Genomic DNA, 20964 nt, shown 5'->3' with positions numbered 1-20964 from the left:
AAAATAATGACAGTGGATATGAAACCTCTACAACAAACACTGAATGATCGAGTCGAACAAATCAAAAAGGGCGGAGCTCCCAAATATCACGAAAAAAACGAAGAGCAGGGAAAACTGTTCGTCCGCGAGCGTTTATCATTATTATTCGATCCTGGCTTTGAACTGGAAGATGCGCTATTTGCAAACTGCATGGCGGGGGATCTTCCTGCAGATGGTGTTGTGACAGGGATGGGCAAGATTAATGGCCAGCTTGTCTGTGTGATGGCTAACGATTCAACGATAAAAGCCGGTTCTTGGGGAGCTCGGACGGTTGAGAAAATCATTCGAATCCAAGAAACAGCTGAAAAACTTCGGGTACCATTATTATACCTGGTAGATTCTGCTGGAGCGCGGATAACGGATCAGGTGGAAATGTTCCCTGGGCGTCGTGGGGCAGGAAGAATCTTTTACAATCAAGTAAAACTTTCAGGTAAAATTCCTCAGATTTGTATTCTGTTTGGACCATCTGCTGCTGGTGGAGCCTATATTCCAGCTTTTTGTGACATTGTTATTATGGTTGATAAAAATGCATCGATGTACCTGGGATCACCGAGAATGGCCGAAATGGTTATTGGTGAAAAAGTAACCTTGGAGGAAATGGGCGGCGCTCGCATGCACTGTTCTGTTTCAGGCTGTGGTGATGTTCTTGCAAAAAATGAAGAAGAAGCCATTTCAATGTCAAGAAACTATCTTTCTTATTTCCCTGCTAATTTTTCAGAGAAACCGCCAGTTCGTGAGTCTGTGGCTCCTAAACCATTGAAAAAACCATTAGAAGAGCTGATTCCGGCTAATCAGAATGCACCATTTAATATGCATGATCTAATAAACGGGATTATTGATGAAGACTCCTTCTTTGAGATCAAAAAACTTTTTGCTGGCGAACTTATTACCGGACTTGCCCGCATGGATGGAAAACCTGTCGGAATCATTGCCAATCAGCCGCGTGTTAAAGGCGGGGTATTATTCCACGATTCAGCAGATAAGGCCGCAAAATTTATTAATCTTTGTGATGCCTACCATATTCCCCTTTTGTTTTTAGTTGATGTACCTGGTTTTATGATAGGTACAAAGGTAGAACGGGCTGGAATCATTCGTCATGGTGCGAAAATGATTTCAGCAATGGCTGAAGCAAGTGTTCCAAAAATTTCTGTTATTGTACGTAAAGCATATGGAGCTGGTCTTTATGCAATGGCTGGCCCTGCATTTGAACCGGATGCTTGTCTTGCATTGCCTTCTGCTCAAATTGCGGTTATGGGGCCAGAAGCAGCAGTTAATGCCGTTTATGCTAATAAAATTGCAGAGCTTCCTGAAGAGGAGCGAACCGCATTCATAGAACAAAAACGTGAGGAATATAAAGAGGACATTGATATTTACCATTTAGCTTCCGAAATGGTGATTGACGGTATTATTCCAGCAAACTCATTGCGTAATGAGCTTGTTAATCGTTTTGACGCATACACTTCAAAATATCTCATTTTTTCAGAACGAAAACACTCTGTATATCCGGTCTAATTTATAACAGTTAATTTCAAATGTAAGAGACTATATTTTAATAAGGAGGCTGACCTGTGAAGAATGGAAAAATTGTAAACTCATTTGTGGAAGCAATACAAGATATTTCAGATGGAGATACCATCATTGTTGGTGGTTTCGGACTGTGCGGAATCCCGGAAAAAGCAATTCTTGCCCTAAGAGATCAAGGAACGAAGGATTTAACAATCGTTAGTAATAACTGTGGCGTTGATGATTGGGGGCTTGGTCTGCTACTTGCAAATAAGCAAATTAAGAAAATGGTTTCATCGTATGTCGGTGAAAATAAAATTTTTGAAAAGCAGTTTTTAAGCGGTGAGCTTGAGGTCGAACTAGTCCCTCAAGGAACGCTTGCTGAACGAATTCGTGCCGGCGGCGCCGGAATACCTGGTTTTTATACGGCTACTGGGGTGGGAACTCCAATTGCAAAAGGAAAAGAGCACAAGGAGTTTAATGGAAGAACCTATTTATTAGAAGAGGGAATTGTCGGTGATTTTGCCCTGGTGAAAGCCTGGAAGGCCGACCCGCTTGGAAACCTTGTTTTCCGAAAAACATCACGCAACTTTAATCCATTGGCTGCAATGGCCGGGAAAATTACAATTGCAGAAGTCGAGGAAATCGTTGAGGTAGGAGATTTAAATCCAGAAGAAATCCATACGCCAGGAATCTACGTTCAACGTGTGCTGCTCGGAACTAACTATGAAAAACGGATAGAAAGACGTACAGTAGTACAAGCCTAATAGTTTAAAAGAGACAAGGAGTGAGTGGATTGAAGGATGCGCGATTAACCATTGTAAAACGTGCGGTTCAAGAAATTCAGGATGGAATGAACGTAAATTTAGGGATTGGGATCCCTACCCTTATTGCCAATGAAATTCCAAGCGAATACAACGTCTTGCTTCAATCAGAAAATGGCTTATTGGGCATTGGACCTTATCCGGTTAAAGGGACAGAAGACCCCGATTTAATAAATGCGGGAAAAGAAACGGTAACTGCTGTGCCTGGTGCTTCTTATTTCGACAGTGCAGAATCATTTGCAATGATTCGCGGTGGTCACATCGACCTTGCTATCTTAGGGGGAATGGAAGTTTCTCAAACAGGAGATTTGGCTAATTGGATGATTCCAGGGAAGATGGTCAAAGGAATGGGCGGAGCCATGGACTTAGTAAACGGCGCAAAACGTGTTGTGGTTATTATGGAACATGTTAATAAGCACGGAGAATCAAAGGTCAAAAAAGAGTGTACACTTCCTCTTACTGGAAAAGAAGTGGTCCACCGTTTAATAACAGATTTGGCTGTATTTGATTTCACTCCTGAAGGAATGGTTCTCGTGGAAACCCAAGACGGAGTATCGGTTGAGGAAGTTATTGAAAAAACAGAGGCCTCATTTAAAATTGGTGTCGAATTACTAGTTAAGTAAAAGGGGTTGAGCAAAATTTTATAGAAACAATTGAGGCAGTTTCCTACCGTTAGGATTATTATTTTATTGAACTTGATGACCAAGATTAAGTTGTTGAAGAGATATTTTTTAGAGCTGTCCTTAAGGCAGCTTTTTTTTGATGAAAGGATTAGGTTATAGATTAAAAATTTATACAAATGTTTAATCATTGGTTTTTTTGTCTATAGTTTTTAAGTAAATCATTTTTATGGAGGGCAATAAACGTGGGAGAATTTACAAAAGAAATAGTACCATTACCCGAGGAATTTTATGTTCAGCCCACGCTTGACCTGGCAAAGGCATTGCTCGGATGCCTCCTTGTAAAAGAAACGAATGAAGGAATGACAGCAGGATATATTGTAGAAACAGAGGCTTACATAGGTCCTGGTGACCGGGCTGCACATAGCTACAATAATAGAAGGACTGCAAGAACCGAGGTCATGTTCCAACGGTCCGGCCTGGCCTATACCTATGTTATGCATAGGCACTGCCTCTTCAATGTGGTTAGCGGCGGTGAAGAAAATCCTGAAGCCGTTTTGATTCGTGCCCTTGAACCGCGAGATGGTCTCGAGCTTATGAAAATAAGGAGGGGCATTGAAGAACTTTCAAAATTGACAAATGGCCCTGGCAAACTAACAAAATCATTGGGCATTACCATGGAGGACTATGGACGTCCCCTCAGTCCTCCACGATTATTTATTGCCAAAGGCTTTTGTCCAGAAAGCATATCAGTCGGAAAAAGGATAGGAATTGATAAATCTGGTGAAGCCCGTGATTATCCATGGCGATTTTGGGTTACTAATAATCAATATGTTTCACGGCATCAAAAGTCTGAGTATGTAATTGTCTGAACAGTAAAAAGGACTTAACTCGTTGGTTAAGTCCCTATAATAAATGGATTCGTTAGTTTTCCTTAGTAATTATTAGGCTTACAGCCAATAATTCATTCCTTTCCTAAAGTTTATTTATCGAAAAGGATTATCCATTTAATCCTTTTGTTTCGAGTTTACTAGTATGAAGTTTTTTCCGAAAGGACAATCCTAATCAACACCTCCTCAACATTAAATTGGATGGGTTCTGATCACCTGGACCGATGAAATCTAATTCGGCAGGAGAAAATACTTTAACTTTTCTTTTAACGTCCTCCAAAGGAATTCGGATCGGCTCAAGAACTTCATGATCCTGAAAGACATTACCTCCCGTGATTATTCTCTTTTTCTTCCTCCTTACGAAGGCATTCCTATTTTTCTTGCTATCTTTGTTAACAGTGACACGCTCTTTCACTTTCTCATTAAGTACTAATAGTCCTTTCTCGGTTTGGAAAACTTCTTCTTCAATCGAAGCGACTATTCCGATTTCACGTTTGTTTACGACCAAGATGAAGTTATATCCGGTTTCAGTTTTCTTTTGTAAAATGTTAACTTCATCTGTGATAAACGTGACGAATTCCTCGGGTTCTTTCGTGTGTGAGTCTTGAGAGTTTTCTTTTTGCTTAATGACTCGATAATATGCTTTTGCTCCAATTCCTTCATCTGTAAAATCAAAAGGTTTTATACTCTGGGTGCGTACAAAGAATAAGTGATTTACCTTCTCTTTACCGTTTAATTGGACACATAAAGCAACATCTTCTTTCATCACCGTTCCTTCTTCGTCAGAAAGCATAGGTACATTCATTTTCATCCCCGGAAATTGAACGAAGATGTAACTGAAGTTTTTCTTAGGCTGCACATTCGAAAGTCTCATAAACTCACAACCTTTCCGATTTGTTACAAGATTATTTTCCTTGTAGGTGTATAATTCAATATCGTTCTTCACATTCCTGTTTGATTAGAAAGAGTTTTCATCGTCACTTTCTTATGAAATGCGATGGATCCTCCTAAATTATGAGTAAATCTCCTATCGAAACATGTAAATGATATAATTCTGCTTTCTAAAACGACAATTTACAGCCTATTATTGAGTATATTTTATAAATCCTGTTTCATCCTTTTTTTGGATTTTTTTTAGGTTGTGCACTATATGGAAGGATATGGCTAAAAAAGTAAGGATGTCAGTGCTATTTTCTCGAGTTTGAATGACATTCCTGTATACAGCAAAATACACTGTTTTTTTGACTTTGTGTGACCTTGTATTCAATGATAAGATGAAACCTACGTAAAAGAACAATTCGCCCAGGGGAAAAAAACTGAAAGGAATGATTTGTTATCAATCATTTACAATTAAGTTATACGAGCGAAATGGAAAAAGCGATGCATAGTGCTCATGGTGTAGGTTATGAAGATTACAGAAGACATCATACAGTGAGAATGAGAGTCGAAAAACGCCGTAAAAAGGATTATATTAAATGTCGTAGAATGGTTGCAGATTTAGACCGGCTTGTTCATTTTAATAATCGATTAAAGGCATGAATCAAAGTGGAAACCAATGTGAATGCACACTGGTTTCCTTTTTTTGATTAAAAGCAAAAATAAATAAGAAAAATTCCTCATCCTTGTCTTATTTAAGGGTGGTTTTTTTCCCATTTATTAAACTTATAAATAGGTTAATCTTAACTGGACAAGAAAATTTAGGTCCAGTAGACTAAAAACTAATTCATAATAAATACCTTTATTATCATAAGAGGTCATACAAGCAACTTTAATTAGAGGGGTAAGTTTGCTCTGAAATAATTAGAAAGCAATAGTAAAATTTCCTGTCACCTAATCTACTATAGCGGAGGAATGAACATGTTAGAATTTGATACAAATATGGACCAACTGGCTAAGATTAAAGTCATTGGTGTTGGCGGCGGGGGAAATAACGCCGTGAATCGTATGATTGACGAAGGCGTTGAAGGTGTAGAATTTATTGCCGTTAATACAGATGCACAAGCTCTTAATCAATCAAAAGCAGCAGTCACGATGCAAATTGGTACAGCATTGACAAGAGGTTTGGGAGCAGGGGCTAATCCAGAAGTAGGTAAAAGAGCTGTGGAAGAGAGTAAACAGCAAATTAAAGAAGTGTTAGCAGGTGCAGACATGGTTTTCGTTACAGCCGGTATGGGCGGTGGTACCGGCACAGGTGCAGCGCCTGCCATTGCTGAAATTGCCCGCAATCTTGGTGCCCTGACAATTGGAGTTGTCACACGTCCGTTTAAATTTGAAGGCCGCAAGCGTGCATCTAACGCAGAAACTGGAATTAACGAAATGAGGGAAGCAGTAGACACTTTAATTATTATTCCCAACGATCGCTTATTAGAGATTGTAGATAAAAAAACACCCATGATTGAAGCTTTTCGTGAAGCCGATAATGTACTACGCCAGGGTGTGCAAGGGATTTCCGATTTAATTGCTGTGCCAGGGTTAATCAACCTTGATTTTGCTGACGTGAAAACGGTCATGTCCCATAAGGGAACTGCCTTAATGGGAATTGGTATTGCTAAAGGTAAAGATCGTGCAGTTGAGGCTGCGCAGAAAGCCTTAAATAGTCCCTTACTTGAAACTTCTATCAATGGAGCTCATGGTGTGATAATGAACATAACTGGTGGAAATAATTTAAGTCTTTTTGAAGTACAGGAGGCAGCCGATATAGTTGCTTCTGCTTCTCATGAGGAATTAAATATGATTTTTGGTTCGGTCATTAACGAAAACTTAGATGAAGAAATTATCGTAACTGTTATTGCCACTGGATTCACTGAGCAAGAGGAGATATTAGCACAACCGCTTTCCCAACCATCAATGGAAGAAATGTCTAATCCATATCAAAGGGAAAAACGTACACAGCGTGAACCTATAAACCGAGGCGAACCAGTTCAAGATTATGAAAGACACTCAGAACAGTCAGAAGAATCTCTGAATATTCCAGCGTTCTTGCGCAATCGAAAAAAACGATTTTTATAAATTTTACATCTGCATTTTCAAATGTAGGTAGAGAAATACATAGTACTAAGACCCAAATTCTTGAAGAAATAAAAGGCTTTGCGCCTATTAGATAGTCCTACTAAATAAATAAAAGGACGCTTTCATAATGTGTTGGAAAATACATTACGAAAGCGTCTTCGTGTTAACTTTAAAATAATTTCTACACTTGTTAATTTTTAAATGTAGTGGTTGAACTTCTAATCACAAGTTCAGGCTCGTATACGATGGATGGAGGAATGTTATCCTTCTTTTCGACAGCAGCAACAATCCATTTTGCAGCATCAATCCCCATTTGCATTTTTGGATGGGTTACTGATGTTAGTTTTACATCTGATGCCTCTGCTAAAAAGGAGTCATCGTAGCCAACAATCGAAACATCCTCAGGAATACTTAATCCACGTTCTCTTAACATATTTAATATTTGTAAGGCCAGTTGGTCATTGTAACAAACAATTGCTGAAGGGATTGAATCTGCATTGAAAAATTTTTCTAATCGTTCTAATAATCTGCTATCTTTTTCTTCGGTGGTAAAGGTAATCACCATCTCCGGGAAAAATGTAATGCCATGCTCTCTGAAAGCGCGGATAAAGCCCTGCATACGATTTACCCCTTGGAGGTCATCCGTTTTAAAAAGTCCAACTATCTTTTCATGTCCTAATTTAATTAAATGTTCAGTAGCCGCAAAACCGCCGTGTTCATCATTCACAATGATATGAGGAGGCATAAGCTGGGGATAGAATTGGTTAATCATTAAGTATGGGATATGGTTCTGTTCTAATTCCAGATAGTAATGAATGTTAGGATTGTAATTGCTGCTTTTAGTAGGCTCAACAATAAGACCGTCAATGTTCCTGCTTAACATCGTTTGTAAACATTGTTTTTCTTTTTCAACATCATTATCCGTACATGCAAAGGTTAAAGAATATCCCTCAGCTGTTAAATATGATTCAATTCCTTTGATAATGGAAGGGAAAATATAGTCAGAAATGTAGGTGGTTATAACTCCGATATTTTTTCCATAACTCGATTGATGCTGGATTTGAGGCTTTTCATTCCCAAACTTATTGGAACAAAAGGTTCCAGCACCTTGTTCTCTGTATAGCCATCCCTCATGAACCAAATCCCCGATAGCTTGACGAATCGTATGTCTGCTTACACCAAACATTTTGACAAGTTCATTTTCAGAATAAATCTTATCCCCAGGTTTTACCTGACCGCTAGTTATCCATTCTGTTATCTTTTCCTTAACCATATTATATTTAGTTTGTTGAGCCAATTGGATTACACCACTTTCAACTTGGAAGCAAGTTTATTTACTTATGCGTACAACATGTTTAATAAAATAATATTAACAAAAAAACAAGAGATTGACCATGAGATAATTTACTAGCATTATACGTACAAGTCGCGACTGATCTATTATTTGTGATGCTTTTGGAATTTGTATATATCAAGCTTTTGAATAGGTATCCTCAGATTGCACAGTGTAAAGCTATATCGAAAATCATGTTATAATAAAGTCGAGCTATGTTCCGTAATAAGGCAATAATAAAAAAGAAAAGGAGTTAATAGAATGATTAAAGTTGTATGTAAAGCAAAACTAAAACCAGGTGTAAAGGTCGAAGAATATTTTCTATTGGCAAGGGAAGTTGTGTCAGAAACCAGAAAAGAAAAAGGCTGTATAACTTACACACTTCATCAAGATATCAATGATCCGACCATCCTTACTATGCTCGAAGAATGGATGGATGAAGAGGCTTTAAATCAACATAATAAAAGTGAACATGTTATGAAAATTGTTCCAGAGCTTAGAAAACTTCGAGAAAGTACAGAAATCAACCTTTATAGAGAAGTAAAATAACCCCCGATGGAAAGGAAAGTACTTACATATTCTTCTTGTCCCAGGCACCTTCCTCCCATGAGGATGGTGCCTGATTTAGAATAAATGTGAAAAAATATGCTTTCTATAACGACAATTTATAGACTATTCGCTAAATTATGTATTAAAATGAATTTTATATATTATAGCTTCACGAAAATAATATAGGAAACCCTAGTTAGCAAATTTTATCGGATAGTAAAAACTTTTAATATAACCTTGGAGGATGCTATGAACTTTGTTAGTACACGCGGAAATGTAAATAAAATCGGTTTTATTGATACAGTCTTAATGGGATTAGCAAATGATGGGGGACTATTAGTCCCTGAGAAAATCCCACAAATTCCTGCAGATAAGTTAGAAGCAATGTCCCAGTTAACTTATCAGGAACTAGCATACGAAATCTTTTCCTATTATGTTGATGGTGAAATTCCAGACAATGAGCTAAAGGCTTTAATCGAGAAAAGCTATGCAACCTTTCGCCACCCAGAAGTAACACCTGTTCAAAAGCTGAAAGAAAACATGTATGTGCTAGAACTGTTCCATGGTCCGACCTTTGCTTTTAAAGATATTGCTCTGCAATTCTTAGGGAATTTATATTCCTATGTATCAAAGAAAACAGGTGAATCAATTCATATTCTCGGTGCTACTTCTGGGGATACGGGTGCATCAGCAATTGAGGGTGTCAGAGGAAAAGAAGGCATTCGCATTTGCATTTTGCACCCACATGGCAAAGTAAGTAAGGTACAAGAATTACAAATGACAACTGTTGATGACAAAAGTGTTTTGAATTTAGCCATCAAAGGGACGTTTGATGATGGTCAAAGAATCATCAAGGAATTGTTTGCAGATGTGGATTTTAAAAACAAATACCATATGCGTGCGATCAATTCCATTAACTTTGTTCGTATAATGGCGCAAACAGTTTATTATTTCTATGCGTATTTCCAAGTAACAAAAGAGACAGGTTCAGAGAGTGTTAACTTCAGTGTGCCGACTGGAAATTTTGGAGATATTTTTGCTGGTTATCTTGCAAAGAAAATGGGTCTACCGATTGGTAAACTAATCGTTGCGACCAACGAGAATAATATTTTAGAGGATTTTATCTCTGATGGAGTGTACAAGCCTGGTGAATTCAGGAGCACCTATAGCCCTTCTATGGATATCCAGGTAGCAAGCAATTTTGAGCGTTATTTGTACTACCTGCTTGGAGAAAATCCAGACGAAGTGTCTGCCTTAATGGAGAAATTCAAGTCAGAAGGAAAAATTGTCGTGAACGAGGAGCAGCTCCGCCAGGTAAAAGAGGATTTTGCAGCACATGGAGTTGAAGGGGAAGAATGCTTACAAACAATTACGAAGTACCATGCTGAAACTAGTTATTTATTAGATCCACACACCGCTTGTGGGGTCGCTGCATACGAAAGTTGTAATAAACCTAGTGAGGTTTGTGTCACACTTGCAACTGCTCACCCAGCAAAATTTAATGAATCCATCGAACGTTGTGATATTAAGCAGACATTCCCTGAACAAATAAGTCAATTGTTTAATAAACCACAGCATCTAGAAGTTGTTGACGCGGATAAAGATGAAATTGTACGTAAATTAGAAAAGCTTTTTAGTTTTTCTGCTAAGTAAATATTAAAATTAGGTTCATGGTATAGATTCAAGAACTATAGTTTACCTTAATAGTCCACAAAGATGAAGAATGATAATGAAAAGGGATTTTTAATCGGCTGAAGGGGTACTGGTGTCCTCCACAGTCTTCAAAACTGCCTGAGACCTGCGTGCCAGGTCTGGTGGGTTCAATTCCCACTAAGTCCCGCCAGGTCAAATCATCAATGTGGATGATGGTTATACGAGCTTTAAAAGCTGGTAGTAATATGCCTTAAGGGTGACTCATAAGCAAACTAATTAAGTTATTTGACGTGTCTTTAAGTAAAAATATTGTCAATAAGAGAATGGTGGCGTTGGAAATAATTCCAGGCCACCATTTTTATATGACGGGCGTTAGCATTCATTAAAAAAGAGCTAATCGCGATATTGATTTTACTGTAGAAAAGTACCTTTAACACCCCTAATAGTCAAAAAATAGATCCATAATTAAATTTTATTCATTTTATTGTTTATATGCAATTGACGAAATGTGATCTATATGTGTAAAATACATATATAGTAATTTTGTTGAGGTGTAGTCATGACAAACTCTAAAAATAAAAATAATGTTACTCCATCTAAGAATTTTATCCTTCCATTTATATTATTGCTTCTTAGTAGGATGTCACATCATGGCTATGAACTAAATCAAAAGCTTCAAGCTTTCGGTTTTCACACGCTTGACCAAGGAAATTTGTATCGTTTATTGAGACAACTAGAGAATGACAATCTTGTGCAATCTGAGTGGCATACAAATGGAAGCGGTCCTGCCAAAAGATGTTATTCAATAACTGATGTTGGTAAAGCGTACTTAAAGAGTAATGCTAGACAACTTGAGATATACCAATCTATGCTCGATCAATTTTTTAAAATGTATTCTAGTTTTCTTGAGCTCTACATACCTCCGTTTCATATGGAGGATAAAATAGAGAAATTTACAAAGTAAATGAGGAGGAACGAAGATGGTCCAAAAGATGATTCATCAAAAAGAAGAAGTCCTAAAAAAGGAAGTTAAAAAAGTGGAGGTTCCGAAAGTTGAGATTCCAAAAGTAGAGGGGCAAAATGAACCAAGCTATGTTACGGATTCATTTATTGAAACATTTTGGGATCAATTTGAAGGTGCCGTATCTCGTACAAGAGATTATAGAGAACAACGCCAAGACCTTTATTTAGAGGCTATAAAAGAAACAACAAAGTTCAATGGAGTATACCTCAAAACATTAAAGGGTCTTTTTGAGCAAGCAACAAAATTTAATGGCGATTTGCGTAAAGGGTTATTCCAAAACAACATTTTTAAAACAAATGAATCTACTCATGAAGTGACTGAATCTTTAACAAGTCATGTAAGTGAAGCAGCTAGTAAATTAGAGGAGCTTTATTTAACTCCAATTAACTCAGCCTTTGATTTATTTGAAAGAACTGAGAAGCTTTTTGAACAAAATAGCGAGGCATTCATTGAATATACAAATGAAGCACTGAATGCTTGGGAAGCTGTCACAGACAATTATTTAAAACAAGCTAGAAAAACTCATCAAAATATTGCCCATCAATTAGAAGATAGCGTGCGTGTACTTGTTGCTCCAAGTAAATAATGTACATATCTAAAGGAAAACACATCCTTAATCGGATGAGCCCTTCTTTGTTAATAAATATCCCATATTGCAAAAAAAAAGCAGCTTTACCTTCACGGCACGCTGCTTTTTTTATTTCTTGATTGCTGATGACATTTTATAACGGAGTATTCCCTCTTCATAATCTTACTTGAAAGAAGGTATTTGAGTAAAGTGGAGTGAGACAAGTATGCATAACCTTAGCACTGAACAATTGCTAGAAGCATTTAATTCTGCTTGTAAGTTAAATCTTTGTAAAGACTTTATTCTGCTATTGGCTAATGAGTTAAACACACGATTTATTAATGAATCAGATATAAATGATTATAGAAAAATTTTAAATCAGTATATTAAATCAGATTAGAATTTGAATATAGTAAAATATTTTTTTTCGTAGATATGAGTAATGTTTATTAATCATAGATTACTTGCACCCTAAGAAGAATCTTTAGACTTTCAGATAAATTTATTTATTCTTTATTAAGGATCTTCCAAGAATAAGTTGGGTTTTGCCGTTTAGAATTAAAATTCAGCATTCTATTAAATGGAGGAATTTATATGAATGAACAAGAAAAAACTATATTTATGAGTGAACAAGAAAAAACTTTACTATACAAAACTTCTATCATTTTAAGAAAAGATACAAGCAAGATGAGTTTAAACGATATTATAGAAGAACTTGTTCATGTTATAGAATCAAAAAATGATGACAGATGGCCAAATCAAGAATAGAAATTGAGCAAGCGAGACAATTAAACTTACAATTGAAATGAAGCAATTTTAGGTTATAACAGCCCTATCCATTTAAACTTGGATGGGTATTTTTCGTTATCTAGGATTTCGGTTTCCGTAGTCCACCCTAAATGAAAAGGAAACCGGTCTTGGACTAATGATCTGTCATAAAATTATTAAGCAGCATCATGGCAGAATTAGCTATCAAAGTAAAGTGAATGAAGGTACGTTGATTGAGATTAAGTTACCGTTAGCGGTTTAGTTATAAATCCAAAAATTTGTCGTGAATAAATTATAACTTTTCTCATCAACTTAAGAAATAAACACATTAGAGGAGGAGGTGTAATAAGTGTCGCGGAACTTTTATCAGTACTTCACCATAATTTCTTTAGGCATGGTCTTTTTACTAATGATGTCATCCTGCAGTTATTCACAAAGAAAAAATGGTAGTCTAAATAGTGTTCGAGAAAATACTTACAGTATCGAAAAGCCATCGCCAGAGAAAATGCAGGATTTTCATCCAGGTTATTCAGAAACGGACGACCAGAGAATTCCGGTACATAATATTAATAAAATTCCTCGTGAAGTTTTAGGCTTTTACACAGAACAGGAAGGCAGATTTCCAGGTTCTCAACCTACATTTAACTCGCAATTCAACCATATAAGCATCATTGCACCCTTTTGGTACAAGCTTGATGACAAACGTCCAGGCAGTCTGATAGACTCCGTTACAGCTGCTCATAAGAAAAAGGTTATTCTAAGCGCTCATGAAAAACAGGTGAAGGTATATCTAGTTGTTCACAACCTCTTTTATGAAACCACGGAGAAGGGTAAGCAAGTAGCGAGTAATGTACTCGATAACGATAAAAGCCGGAGTGTTTTCATACAAAATTTACGAAATGAAATAAATCAGTTCAGTTATGACGGTATTAATATAGACATGGAAAATTTGTATTTGACAGACCGAGATTCTTTTAGCCTAATGATTAAAAAATTGTCTGATACACTGCATCGTGATGGAAAAGTAGTGACGGTTTCCGTCCCGGCAAACACAGGTGATTCGCGTGCTAATCCCTGGTCACCGTGGTTTGATTACGCAAAACTTGGTCTATTTGCAGATCGGTTAATGATTATGACCTACGATGAACACAACGCAAACACAACACCCGGGTCAACGGCGTCGGCTGATTGGACAGAAGCAACGATTCGTTATGCTTTGAATAAAGGAGTCCCAAAATCAAAAATTTTACTCGGTATCGCTGGTTATGGATGGGACTGGGACAAAACAGCAAATAAAGCTTTATATAGCTCCTATGCAGTGTTAATGGAGCATAAAACAAAATATAAAGCTGAAATTTTATGGGACCCTCGTACGCAAACACCTCATTACAATTATGTAGATGAAAAAAACCATATCCACGAGGCTTGGTTTGAGAATAGTGACAGTCTGCGGTCTAAACTAAACCTTGTGGAAAAATATAACTTACAAGGAATCGGGATTTGGCGACTCGGCTTAGAAGACCCTATGTACTGGAAGGCCATACCCGAGACAATAAAAGTTAAAAAATGATGATCTATGAATGAATTTTCCCTACAGAAAGTAAGACATATAAAAAAGCAGATCCAATGAATCTGCTCAGATTGTCGAGAAAAGTTCATTTTCTCGGCAATGTTCATTTTAATTTCTCTTTCTAATTGTCTTTCTGAACGAATACCAAACGGGGCAGGGGAGACCCCGCAGAAGCGAAGCGACCAGGAGGCTCCCCTGCACGCTCGCGAACTGCACGCGCCTGGAGCGCAAATCAACAGACAAGTTGAAAATCCTAGATATTAAAATTATTTTAACTAAGGTCCTATATTACTATTAGAATAGTAGCTGAGGTAGAAAGAAATGGTAAATATGGCTTTAGAAGTTTTTTCGTAATCGGGATACTATAAAGATATAATTACAGCATATTAATGTACTTATGAATACTATTTAACCATATAAAAGTAGGATGTAAAAGGAAATAATGATACCACTGGATGAAGTAAGTTATTAAAAGGGAGTTATAGTAAAATGCTTTATATAAGGAACATTGAAAAGATCATAAAAGATACATTAGATTTGCATCATTTAAATATTGACTATGAAATTAACAATAATCTCACTGTACCTATGAGTTATAACGTATCGACAAATACTATAAAATTTAATTATCTACAAGTTAACGGTTATATCAACAAAATTAGAATTAAAGAGATAGATGAAAACTTTGTTAGAATTATTCTTTATCATGTGATTGGGTATTACTTGGATTTTAAAAAAAACAAACATGATCTTAGGATTCTAATGTATGGTGAAGATGAAGAAATAGAGAAGCTTAAATCTGAAATTGAAACGAATGCTTGGGAATACGGGAGAACATTGGTACCGGAACAACTGTTACTGTCATATGATAAAGTACGTGAATTAGATAAAACTTTAATAAAGGGCCAATTAACCAATATGTAATCATCATTTTTACTTATGGGGTTTTGTAAGGAAAACTTCTTATTCGTCGTTAATCAACTATCTTAGCTTTTTAAAATATATTACTCGTGAGGTGGAAAAAATTGAAGGCGGATGCTGTTTTTGAAGGTGGTGGGGCTAGGGGAATTGCTTTTATTGGAGCGATTCAAGCAATGGAAGAGGAAAAAGTAGAATGGCAAAGATTAGCAGGAACATCAGCAGGAGCTGTAATCGCTGCTCTTTTGGCAAGCGGCTACAAAAGCTATGAAATTAGAGATCATTTGAGCAAACTAGATTTTTCAAAGCTACGAGGTAGAACGTACTTGAATCGAATTCCGATTTTTGGTAGCTTATTAGAACTAATGATTCATCTTGGAATTTATAAAAACGATTACTTGGAAATCTGGATGGATTCACTTCTTATAGAAAAAGGAATTAAGACATTTGCGGATTTACCAGAGGAAAAATTGAAGATAATCGCTTCTGATGTTACGAATGGCCAAATGCTTGTTTTGCCAGATGATTTGGATCGGTATGGGATGACTCCTGCTGATTTTAAGGTTTCAACCGCAGTTATGATGAGTGCCTCTCTCCCATTTTTCTTCCGTCCGGTTATTTGGAAATCAAAAGACCGTAAAAAGTCCTACATTTTAGATGGTGGTTTACTAAGTAACTTTCCAATATGGATATTTGATACGGAAAAGCCTCGGTTTCCAACGTTCGGCTTCCGTTTTGTGAAAGATAAAGTTAACATAGATCCGGTAATACCAACGCCCCTCCACCTTTTTAAAAATATATTTAAAACGATGATTCAAGCCCATGATCTACGATATTTGAACAAAGAGACGATTGAACGTACCATTCAAATTCCAACTGGTGACATAAACGCTACTGATTTTGAATTGGATCCGGCTGAAATCGATTTTCTCTATATGTCAGGCTATTCTTCTACAAAAGAATTTTTATCGAAGTGGGATTTTGAACAATATAAGGTTAAAAGAATGCAAAGATTAATGAATAAGTAGCTGAAAAGGCCCTTACTCAAACTTTATTTAGAAAATAGATTAAAAGTGAATGTAATCAGGTGCACAATAGCAAGAGCACCTAATAGATACGTACCGATATAGAGTAGAACTTCCATTAGTTTCCTCCTCGATTTTTTACACTTCCATACTTAAGTCATTATAAACAAGGTATATTGAAAAAGTTGTCGATATTCCTCATTTTAAATGAACTGTTAACTTCTTTTAATAAAAGAAAAAGGTTTTCATTGTTTGACTTATGTTTGTAAAAAAAGCCATGCTATTCTAAGCACGGCTTTTCTCATTTCCACCATTTCCACCATTTCCTTTGCTCGGCGACTGCGATTTGCTTTCTGGTTTCTTCCTCAATCATTTTACTTCGTTCCTTCTCCAGTTGCTCCATACGTTCTACATACTTCAAAATTAGATTAATCTTCTCTTCTTGCCTAGCTTCCCGTACTGCCTTCTCCTTCAAATGTTTGATTAATTCTAAGTTTACTTGATCCAAATGTTCTATACGATCCAATAGCTCTTTAGTGTTAGTATTTTGCTCAATATCCCCGTCATTAGTTGTCTGTGACTGCACCACTTCCGTAAAGGTTACCGTTTTATATTCTTCAGAGGTCCATGTCATCACTGCCTCGGCTGAACGTTCCATCGTCATACCCTCTTGCTTACTGAATTCGATTAATTTACGGAGAGTGATAACATCTTTATCTATATAGGTTCGATGTCCTCTATTATTACGCTGAACTTGATACCCATGTCCTTCTAAGAGAATGGCATACTTCCGTAATGTACTTCCATCAATTCCAAGCAATTCCTGTACGTCACTAGGTGAATATATTATCGTCATAACACTACACCTCCAATTTAACACTTCTATAAAACGCTGTGAATTCCTTTTTTTATTAGAATTTTTTTCTGAATGAAGTATAGGTCATGCACAATATGGAAGGAATGTCTAAACCATATCAACGGGAACAACGTTTACAACGTGAACCAATAAACCATGGTGAATCGGTTCAAGATTATGACCGATACTCAGAACAGCTGGAAGAATCTCTAGATATTCCATACCGAATTGATTGTGGATCTTTTAATTTGGATGATTATGATAAAAGTTCTAAATATATATAACCTTTTCTAAAAAAGTTAGAATTTAAAAAAGACGGAATAAAAAATACAATAAAAAGTGTAAAGATGATTTAAAAAATCTTATAGGGGGCAAAAGGAAATATAAATTTAAGAAAGTTTACTTCAAAAATGTAACCGGTATCAATTTTTTTAATGATTAAAAAATAGGGGGACATGATCAATGAAGGTTTCGCAACCAAATAGCCCATTAGGGGGATTACCATTTATTAAGAATGCAAGTTCAAAACGTGAATCAAGCTATGACCGAACAGGGGGAAATAGAGATTTTGTTGTAGTTGAACCTGTTACAACTGCAGTTATGGCTGATATCAAAGGAGCTGGGTGTATAAAACATATTTGGATGACAACAAGATGCTATGCTCCACAATATTTACGGAAACTTGTCCTAGAAATGTATTAGGATGGGGAGGAAAATCCAAGTGTAAGAGTTCCTTTTGGTGACTTTTTTGGAATAGGGCATGCACACTGTAAGCACTATGTTTCCCTTCCTTTGAGTATGATCATGGGTGAGAAAAGAGGGCCTAAAGGACCATTTGCTGCATCAATGAACTGTTATTTTCCAATGCCATTTGCTGATGGTGCTAAAATTCAATTAATCAATGAAAGTGAAGAAAAAATAGAGAATTTGTTTTATTATGTAGATTATGAATCATATGACAGCAAGGAACAAATTCCGGATGATCTTGGAAGATTTCATGCCACCTGGAACCGTGAAAACCCTTGTGAGCATGGGGTTTCCCTAGTGGAGAATATGCGGGTCCTTATCATGGCGTATCTTTAGGAAGCGATGTACAAGAGCACTTTGGAAAATGGAGCCTATACCGTTTCCATATCGAAGATCCAATCCGTTTTAACAAATCGATTCGGGCAACGATAGAGCATGGCCACGCAAATGATCAAGGAAATGATTATTCTAGTGTTGCTTATTGGTATCAACTGGAGCCTCATAAACCACTTCCGGAGCTTCCTCCAGTAAAAGAACGCCTTCCTAGAAGATGGCCAGAACATGGGTGTGGGATCGATAACTTAAATCAAAAATTAAGGGGGCTGTAAAGGGTGAAGAAAAAAGGAATTCTAACGATTATTTCTCTACTTTTAGTATTATCTGTCTTTTTATCGGGATGTTCGGAAGAAAAAACAGGAAGTTCAGAAACAAAAGGTGACAATAAATCCATTACTGTTCTTGTTGAAGGGGGAAGCCCGGCATTTAAGGTAGCAAAAGAAACAGCAGCGGAATTTAAACAGAAAACAGGCTATGAAGTGAAAATTGAATCGGTTCCCTATACCGGAGTTTATGACAAATTAAAAGCTGAGGTAGCTTCACAGGCAGGAGCTTTCGACGTTGCAACCATTGATATTCTTTGGTTTCCTGCTCTTGCTGGTGGACTTTTACCCTTAGATGATCTAATCGTAGATGACGTTAAAAATGATTTATTTCCAGGTCTAGTAGAAGGCGGAAGCTATAATAATGAAGTTTATGGAATGCCTGTATGGACGAATGCAAAAAATTTAATCTATCGGAAAGATCTATTCGAAGATCCAAAGAATAAAGCTGATTTCAAAGCAAAATATGGCTATGATTTACATCCGCCAACAACATGGGATGAATATAGAGATACAGCAAAGTTTTTTACTAGAGATACCGATAATGATAAAAAAGTTGATATGTACGGAACAACGGTATTTGGTGCGAACAATGGGGATGCAGTAGCTAGCTGGCTTGATCATGCTGCTCAAGCAGGTGCGAAACCCTTGGTAGTTGGTGATAATGGCAAAGTTCTTGTAAACACAAAACCGTATGTTGATTCATTACAATTTTTAGTTGACCTTTTAAAGAAGGATCAATCGGTTCCAGCAGGAGCACTTGAAATGGCATCTGCTGAAACTTCTGAGCTATTTTGGAATGGAAAATCTGCAATGATGCTAGCATGGGGTCACTTTTATGTCCCTTCAAATGACCCAAAACAATCAAAGGTGGCAGGAAAAGTAGGAAGTGCCCCAATGATCGGTGGAGGAGCAGGAATAGGTGCAGTACCAGGTCCATGGTATCAGGTTATCCCAAGTTCTTCAAAAAAACAGGAGATCGCCAAAAAGTACCTGAACTTCATTTATGATAAGAATGAACTATTTATGAAATCATTGGGAGTAGCAGCCAGAAAATCTGTTTTTGAAAATTATAGCACGAAAAATGGTTATGAGCATTTGCAACCGCTTATGACAACATTAAGCGGACCACAAACTCAAAATCGACCTGCTATTAAGGAATGGCAGCAAATCGAAAGTGAAGCACTCATCCCAGCCGTGCAATATGCACTTTCAGGAGAAAAGACACCACAGGAGGCACTTGATTGGGCAGCGGGAGTAATAAAAGATCTATTGCCGCCACAATAAAATGAATTTGTTTTGATAGAACCTTTTCGTGGGCCCTTTATTCCATGAAGAGGTTCTTATCCAAAAAATACAGTTTTAACAGATTAATAGAAAGGAGTGGATTTCATGAGAATGAAAAATGGGGCATTATCGACCATGTTTTTCTTTCCTGCAGGTATCTTTATGTTGGTGTTTCTGGTCTATCCAATATTACTTTTAATCAGAGATAGTTTTTATAAGATAGATTTAATAAATCCTTCATTAAGAGAATTTGTCGGCTTTGCTAACTATACAAGCTCGTTGACTTCCTCACGATTTTTAAAAGCACTTTGGAACACAGTGGTTTATATAGGAGTAGCGGTGTGTATCGAGTTTATCTTAGGTCTGATCCTTGCATTGCTCCTAAGTAATGCTTTCAAAGGAAGCCAATTTATTCGGACACTATTGTTAAGCCCGCTAATGTTAGCACCTTTAGTAACAGGATTAATTTGGAAATTCATGCTTAATGATCAATTCGGCATCATCAACTGGGGGCTTTATAAACTAGGACTCCTCTCTGACCCACATCAAATACTCTGGTTATCCGACTCCCGTTTTGCACTTTATTCTACGATTATTGCAGATATTTGGTTAACAACACCTTTCATAATGCTCGTATTATTAGCAGGTATTAAAGGAATCCCCATTAGTTTATATGAATCTGCTGAAATAGATGGGGCTAATAAATGGCATAAGTTTCGTTACATTACGTTTCCTTCGCTTATTCCGGTAGCAACAGTAGCATTACTAATTCGTATTATTGATGCTGCAAGAACCTTTGATATTGTTTGGGTGCTTACACAAGGGGGACCAGGTTTTTCTTCTGAAGTGCTAAGTACATATATGTATAAGACATTAACTCGTTATGGAGAAGTCGGGCAGTCTAGTGCAATGGCGGTAATCTTTATAATCATTTTATTAATCCTAAGTTCTTTCTTCATTACAAAAATGTGGTCTCCTAGGAAAAGACATGGATAAAGATAAGAGAGGTGAAAGATAGAATGGCCCATATGCCAATAAAAGAAACAATGGTAGGAAAACCGGTTTGGATCACTAATTTTTATTATAAACATAAAATATGGACGATGATTATATTTTTGGTCA

The 20964-nt window shown here is 36.8% G+C and carries 23 protein-coding genes and 2 pseudogenes; 22 read left to right on the top strand and 3 right to left on the bottom strand.

Features of this window, described 5'->3' with window-relative positions; genetic code table 11:
* Positions 1 to 18: 18 nt before the first annotated feature.
* From J7E66_RS21120 to J7E66_RS21105, 4 genes are all read left to right on the top strand, one after another.
* A complete protein-coding gene (locus tag J7E66_RS21120; protein WP_215003607.1) occupies positions 19 to 1551 on the top strand; it encodes an acyl-CoA carboxylase subunit beta in 1533 nt (510 codons plus the stop codon).
* Between the two features lie 71 nt (positions 1552 to 1622).
* Positions 1623 to 2309 carry a CoA transferase subunit A gene (locus J7E66_RS21115; protein ID WP_374103873.1) on the top strand — a complete coding sequence of 229 codons (687 nt, stop codon included), beginning with the start codon at positions 1623 to 1625 and terminating at the stop codon, positions 2307 to 2309.
* A gap of 29 nt (positions 2310 to 2338) precedes the next feature.
* A complete protein-coding gene (locus J7E66_RS21110; RefSeq protein ID WP_215003442.1) occupies positions 2339 to 2989 on the top strand; it encodes a CoA transferase subunit B in 651 nt (216 codons plus the stop codon).
* Between the two features lie 242 nt (positions 2990 to 3231).
* Positions 3232 to 3858: a DNA-3-methyladenine glycosylase gene (locus J7E66_RS21105; protein WP_308162553.1), complete on the top strand. Its 627-nt coding sequence runs from the start codon at positions 3232 to 3234 to the stop codon at positions 3856 to 3858.
* A 193-nt stretch (positions 3859 to 4051) separates the two neighbouring features.
* On the opposite strand, the gene J7E66_RS21100 is transcribed toward J7E66_RS21105, so the two are convergent.
* Positions 4052 to 4750: a hypothetical protein gene (locus tag J7E66_RS21100; RefSeq protein ID WP_215003440.1), complete on the bottom strand. Its 699-nt coding sequence runs from the start codon at positions 4748 to 4750 to the stop codon at positions 4052 to 4054.
* Between the two features lie 494 nt (positions 4751 to 5244).
* On the opposite strand from J7E66_RS21100, the gene J7E66_RS21095 reads away from it, so the two are divergent.
* The gene (locus J7E66_RS21095; RefSeq protein ID WP_215003438.1) at positions 5245 to 5415 is read left to right on the top strand and encodes a YuzK family famiily protein; all 171 of its coding nucleotides are present in this window, start codon (positions 5245 to 5247) and stop codon (positions 5413 to 5415) included.
* 318 nt (positions 5416 to 5733) lie between these two features.
* The gene (gene ftsZ / locus J7E66_RS21090; protein ID WP_215003436.1) at positions 5734 to 6885 is read left to right on the top strand and encodes a cell division protein FtsZ; all 1152 of its coding nucleotides are present in this window, start codon (positions 5734 to 5736) and stop codon (positions 6883 to 6885) included.
* 190 nt (positions 6886 to 7075) lie between these two features.
* On the opposite strand, the gene J7E66_RS21085 is transcribed toward ftsZ, so the two are convergent.
* The gene (locus tag J7E66_RS21085; RefSeq protein WP_285289241.1) at positions 7076 to 8182 is read right to left on the bottom strand and encodes a GntR family transcriptional regulator; all 1107 of its coding nucleotides are present in this window, start codon (positions 8180 to 8182) and stop codon (positions 7076 to 7078) included.
* Positions 8183 to 8479: 297 nt separating this feature from the next.
* On the opposite strand from J7E66_RS21085, the gene J7E66_RS21080 reads away from it, so the two are divergent.
* The 10 genes and pseudogenes from J7E66_RS21080 to J7E66_RS21035 all read left to right on the top strand — a co-directional run bounded on the left by J7E66_RS21080 (position 8480) and on the right by J7E66_RS21035 (position 16296).
* Positions 8480 to 8767 carry a putative quinol monooxygenase gene (locus J7E66_RS21080; protein ID WP_215003434.1) on the top strand — a complete coding sequence of 96 codons (288 nt, stop codon included), beginning with the start codon at positions 8480 to 8482 and terminating at the stop codon, positions 8765 to 8767.
* Positions 8768 to 9016: 249 nt separating this feature from the next.
* The gene (thrC, locus tag J7E66_RS21075) at positions 9017 to 10420 is read left to right on the top strand and encodes a threonine synthase (protein ID WP_215003431.1); all 1404 of its coding nucleotides are present in this window, start codon (positions 9017 to 9019) and stop codon (positions 10418 to 10420) included.
* A gap of 559 nt (positions 10421 to 10979) precedes the next feature.
* Complete coding sequence (locus J7E66_RS21070) at positions 10980 to 11384, top strand: helix-turn-helix transcriptional regulator (RefSeq protein ID WP_215003429.1); 405 nt, start codon at positions 10980 to 10982, stop codon at positions 11382 to 11384.
* 16 nt (positions 11385 to 11400) lie between these two features.
* The gene (locus J7E66_RS21065) at positions 11401 to 12030 is read left to right on the top strand and encodes a hypothetical protein (RefSeq protein WP_215003427.1); all 630 of its coding nucleotides are present in this window, start codon (positions 11401 to 11403) and stop codon (positions 12028 to 12030) included.
* Positions 12031 to 12238: 208 nt separating this feature from the next.
* Positions 12239 to 12412, top strand: a complete 174-nt coding sequence (sda, locus tag J7E66_RS32940; protein WP_215003425.1) for a sporulation histidine kinase inhibitor Sda — start codon at positions 12239 to 12241, stop codon at positions 12410 to 12412.
* Positions 12413 to 12606: 194 nt separating this feature from the next.
* Positions 12607 to 12780, top strand: a complete 174-nt coding sequence (locus tag J7E66_RS21055) for a hypothetical protein (protein ID WP_215003423.1) — start codon at positions 12607 to 12609, stop codon at positions 12778 to 12780.
* A gap of 142 nt (positions 12781 to 12922) precedes the next feature.
* Positions 12923 to 13042 (top strand): annotated as a pseudogene (locus J7E66_RS32370) (ATP-binding protein); the annotation flags it as partial.
* Between the two features lie 87 nt (positions 13043 to 13129).
* A complete protein-coding gene (locus J7E66_RS21045; protein WP_308162552.1) occupies positions 13130 to 14350 on the top strand; it encodes a glycosyl hydrolase family 18 protein in 1221 nt (406 codons plus the stop codon).
* 489 nt (positions 14351 to 14839) lie between these two features.
* A complete protein-coding gene (locus tag J7E66_RS21040; protein ID WP_215003421.1) occupies positions 14840 to 15274 on the top strand; it encodes a hypothetical protein in 435 nt (144 codons plus the stop codon).
* A 101-nt stretch (positions 15275 to 15375) separates the two neighbouring features.
* Positions 15376 to 16296, top strand: a complete 921-nt coding sequence (locus J7E66_RS21035; protein WP_215003419.1) for a patatin-like phospholipase family protein — start codon at positions 15376 to 15378, stop codon at positions 16294 to 16296.
* 298 nt (positions 16297 to 16594) lie between these two features.
* Here J7E66_RS21035 and J7E66_RS21030 read toward each other — a convergent pair whose 3' ends face one another.
* Positions 16595 to 17149 (bottom strand): MerR family transcriptional regulator, encoded by a 555-nt coding sequence (locus J7E66_RS21030; protein ID WP_215003417.1) that lies wholly within the window; start codon positions 17147 to 17149, stop codon positions 16595 to 16597.
* An 86-nt stretch (positions 17150 to 17235) separates the two neighbouring features.
* Between J7E66_RS21030 and J7E66_RS21025 the strand changes: the two genes are divergently transcribed.
* The 6 genes and pseudogenes from J7E66_RS21025 (at position 17236) to J7E66_RS21010 (ending at position 20838) form a co-directional block, all read left to right on the top strand.
* The gene (locus tag J7E66_RS21025; RefSeq protein WP_215003415.1) at positions 17236 to 17433 is read left to right on the top strand and encodes a hypothetical protein; all 198 of its coding nucleotides are present in this window, start codon (positions 17236 to 17238) and stop codon (positions 17431 to 17433) included.
* Between the two features lie 178 nt (positions 17434 to 17611).
* Complete coding sequence (locus tag J7E66_RS31925; protein ID WP_251033047.1) at positions 17612 to 17851, top strand: hypothetical protein; 240 nt, start codon at positions 17612 to 17614, stop codon at positions 17849 to 17851.
* Positions 17852 to 17902: 51 nt separating this feature from the next.
* Entirely contained in the window at positions 17903 to 18232 is a 330-nt protein-coding gene (locus tag J7E66_RS31920; RefSeq protein WP_308162559.1) for a DUF2961 domain-containing protein, read from the top strand.
* 9 nt (positions 18233 to 18241) lie between these two features.
* Positions 18242 to 18504 (top strand): annotated as a pseudogene (locus J7E66_RS31915) (DUF2961 domain-containing protein); the annotation flags it as partial.
* A 3-nt stretch (positions 18505 to 18507) separates the two neighbouring features.
* On the top strand, positions 18508 to 19842 hold the full coding sequence (locus tag J7E66_RS21015; protein ID WP_215003413.1) for an ABC transporter substrate-binding protein: 1335 nt from the start codon (positions 18508 to 18510) through the stop codon (positions 19840 to 19842).
* Between the two features lie 105 nt (positions 19843 to 19947).
* Entirely contained in the window at positions 19948 to 20838 is an 891-nt protein-coding gene (locus J7E66_RS21010) for a carbohydrate ABC transporter permease (RefSeq protein ID WP_251033046.1), read from the top strand.
* Positions 20839 to 20964: the final 126 nt, after the last annotated feature.

This window comes from Bacillus sp. ISL-7 (assembly GCF_018613065.1).
Note: the sequence above shows the minus strand (reverse complement) of the source record. Positions and strands in the feature narration are given on the sequence as shown.

Coding starts and splice junctions, on each gene's coding strand:
- ftsZ (WP_215003436.1), top strand. CDS start 5,734: ATGTTAGAATTTGATACAAATATGGACCAACTGGCTAAGATTAAAGTC.
- J7E66_RS21070 (WP_215003429.1), top strand. CDS start 10,980: ATGACAAACTCTAAAAATAAAAATAATGTTACTCCATCTAAGAATTTT.
- J7E66_RS21040 (WP_215003421.1), top strand. CDS start 14,840: ATGCTTTATATAAGGAACATTGAAAAGATCATAAAAGATACATTAGAT.
- sda (WP_215003425.1), top strand. CDS start 12,239: ATGCATAACCTTAGCACTGAACAATTGCTAGAAGCATTTAATTCTGCT.
- J7E66_RS21025 (WP_215003415.1), top strand. CDS start 17,236: ATGCACAATATGGAAGGAATGTCTAAACCATATCAACGGGAACAACGT.
- J7E66_RS21095 (WP_215003438.1), top strand. CDS start 5,245: ATGGAAAAAGCGATGCATAGTGCTCATGGTGTAGGTTATGAAGATTAC.
- J7E66_RS21055 (WP_215003423.1), top strand. CDS start 12,607: ATGAATGAACAAGAAAAAACTATATTTATGAGTGAACAAGAAAAAACT.
- J7E66_RS21010 (WP_251033046.1), top strand. CDS start 19,948: ATGAGAATGAAAAATGGGGCATTATCGACCATGTTTTTCTTTCCTGCA.
- J7E66_RS21080 (WP_215003434.1), top strand. CDS start 8,480: ATGATTAAAGTTGTATGTAAAGCAAAACTAAAACCAGGTGTAAAGGTC.
- J7E66_RS21065 (WP_215003427.1), top strand. CDS start 11,401: ATGGTCCAAAAGATGATTCATCAAAAAGAAGAAGTCCTAAAAAAGGAA.
- J7E66_RS31925 (WP_251033047.1), top strand. CDS start 17,612: ATGAAGGTTTCGCAACCAAATAGCCCATTAGGGGGATTACCATTTATT.
- J7E66_RS21100 (WP_215003440.1), bottom strand. CDS start 4,750: ATGAGACTTTCGAATGTGCAGCCTAAGAAAAACTTCAGTTACATCTTC.
- J7E66_RS21030 (WP_215003417.1), bottom strand. CDS start 17,149: ATGACGATAATATATTCACCTAGTGACGTACAGGAATTGCTTGGAATT.
- J7E66_RS21120 (WP_215003607.1), top strand. CDS start 19: ATGAAACCTCTACAACAAACACTGAATGATCGAGTCGAACAAATCAAA.
- thrC (WP_215003431.1), top strand. CDS start 9,017: ATGAACTTTGTTAGTACACGCGGAAATGTAAATAAAATCGGTTTTATT.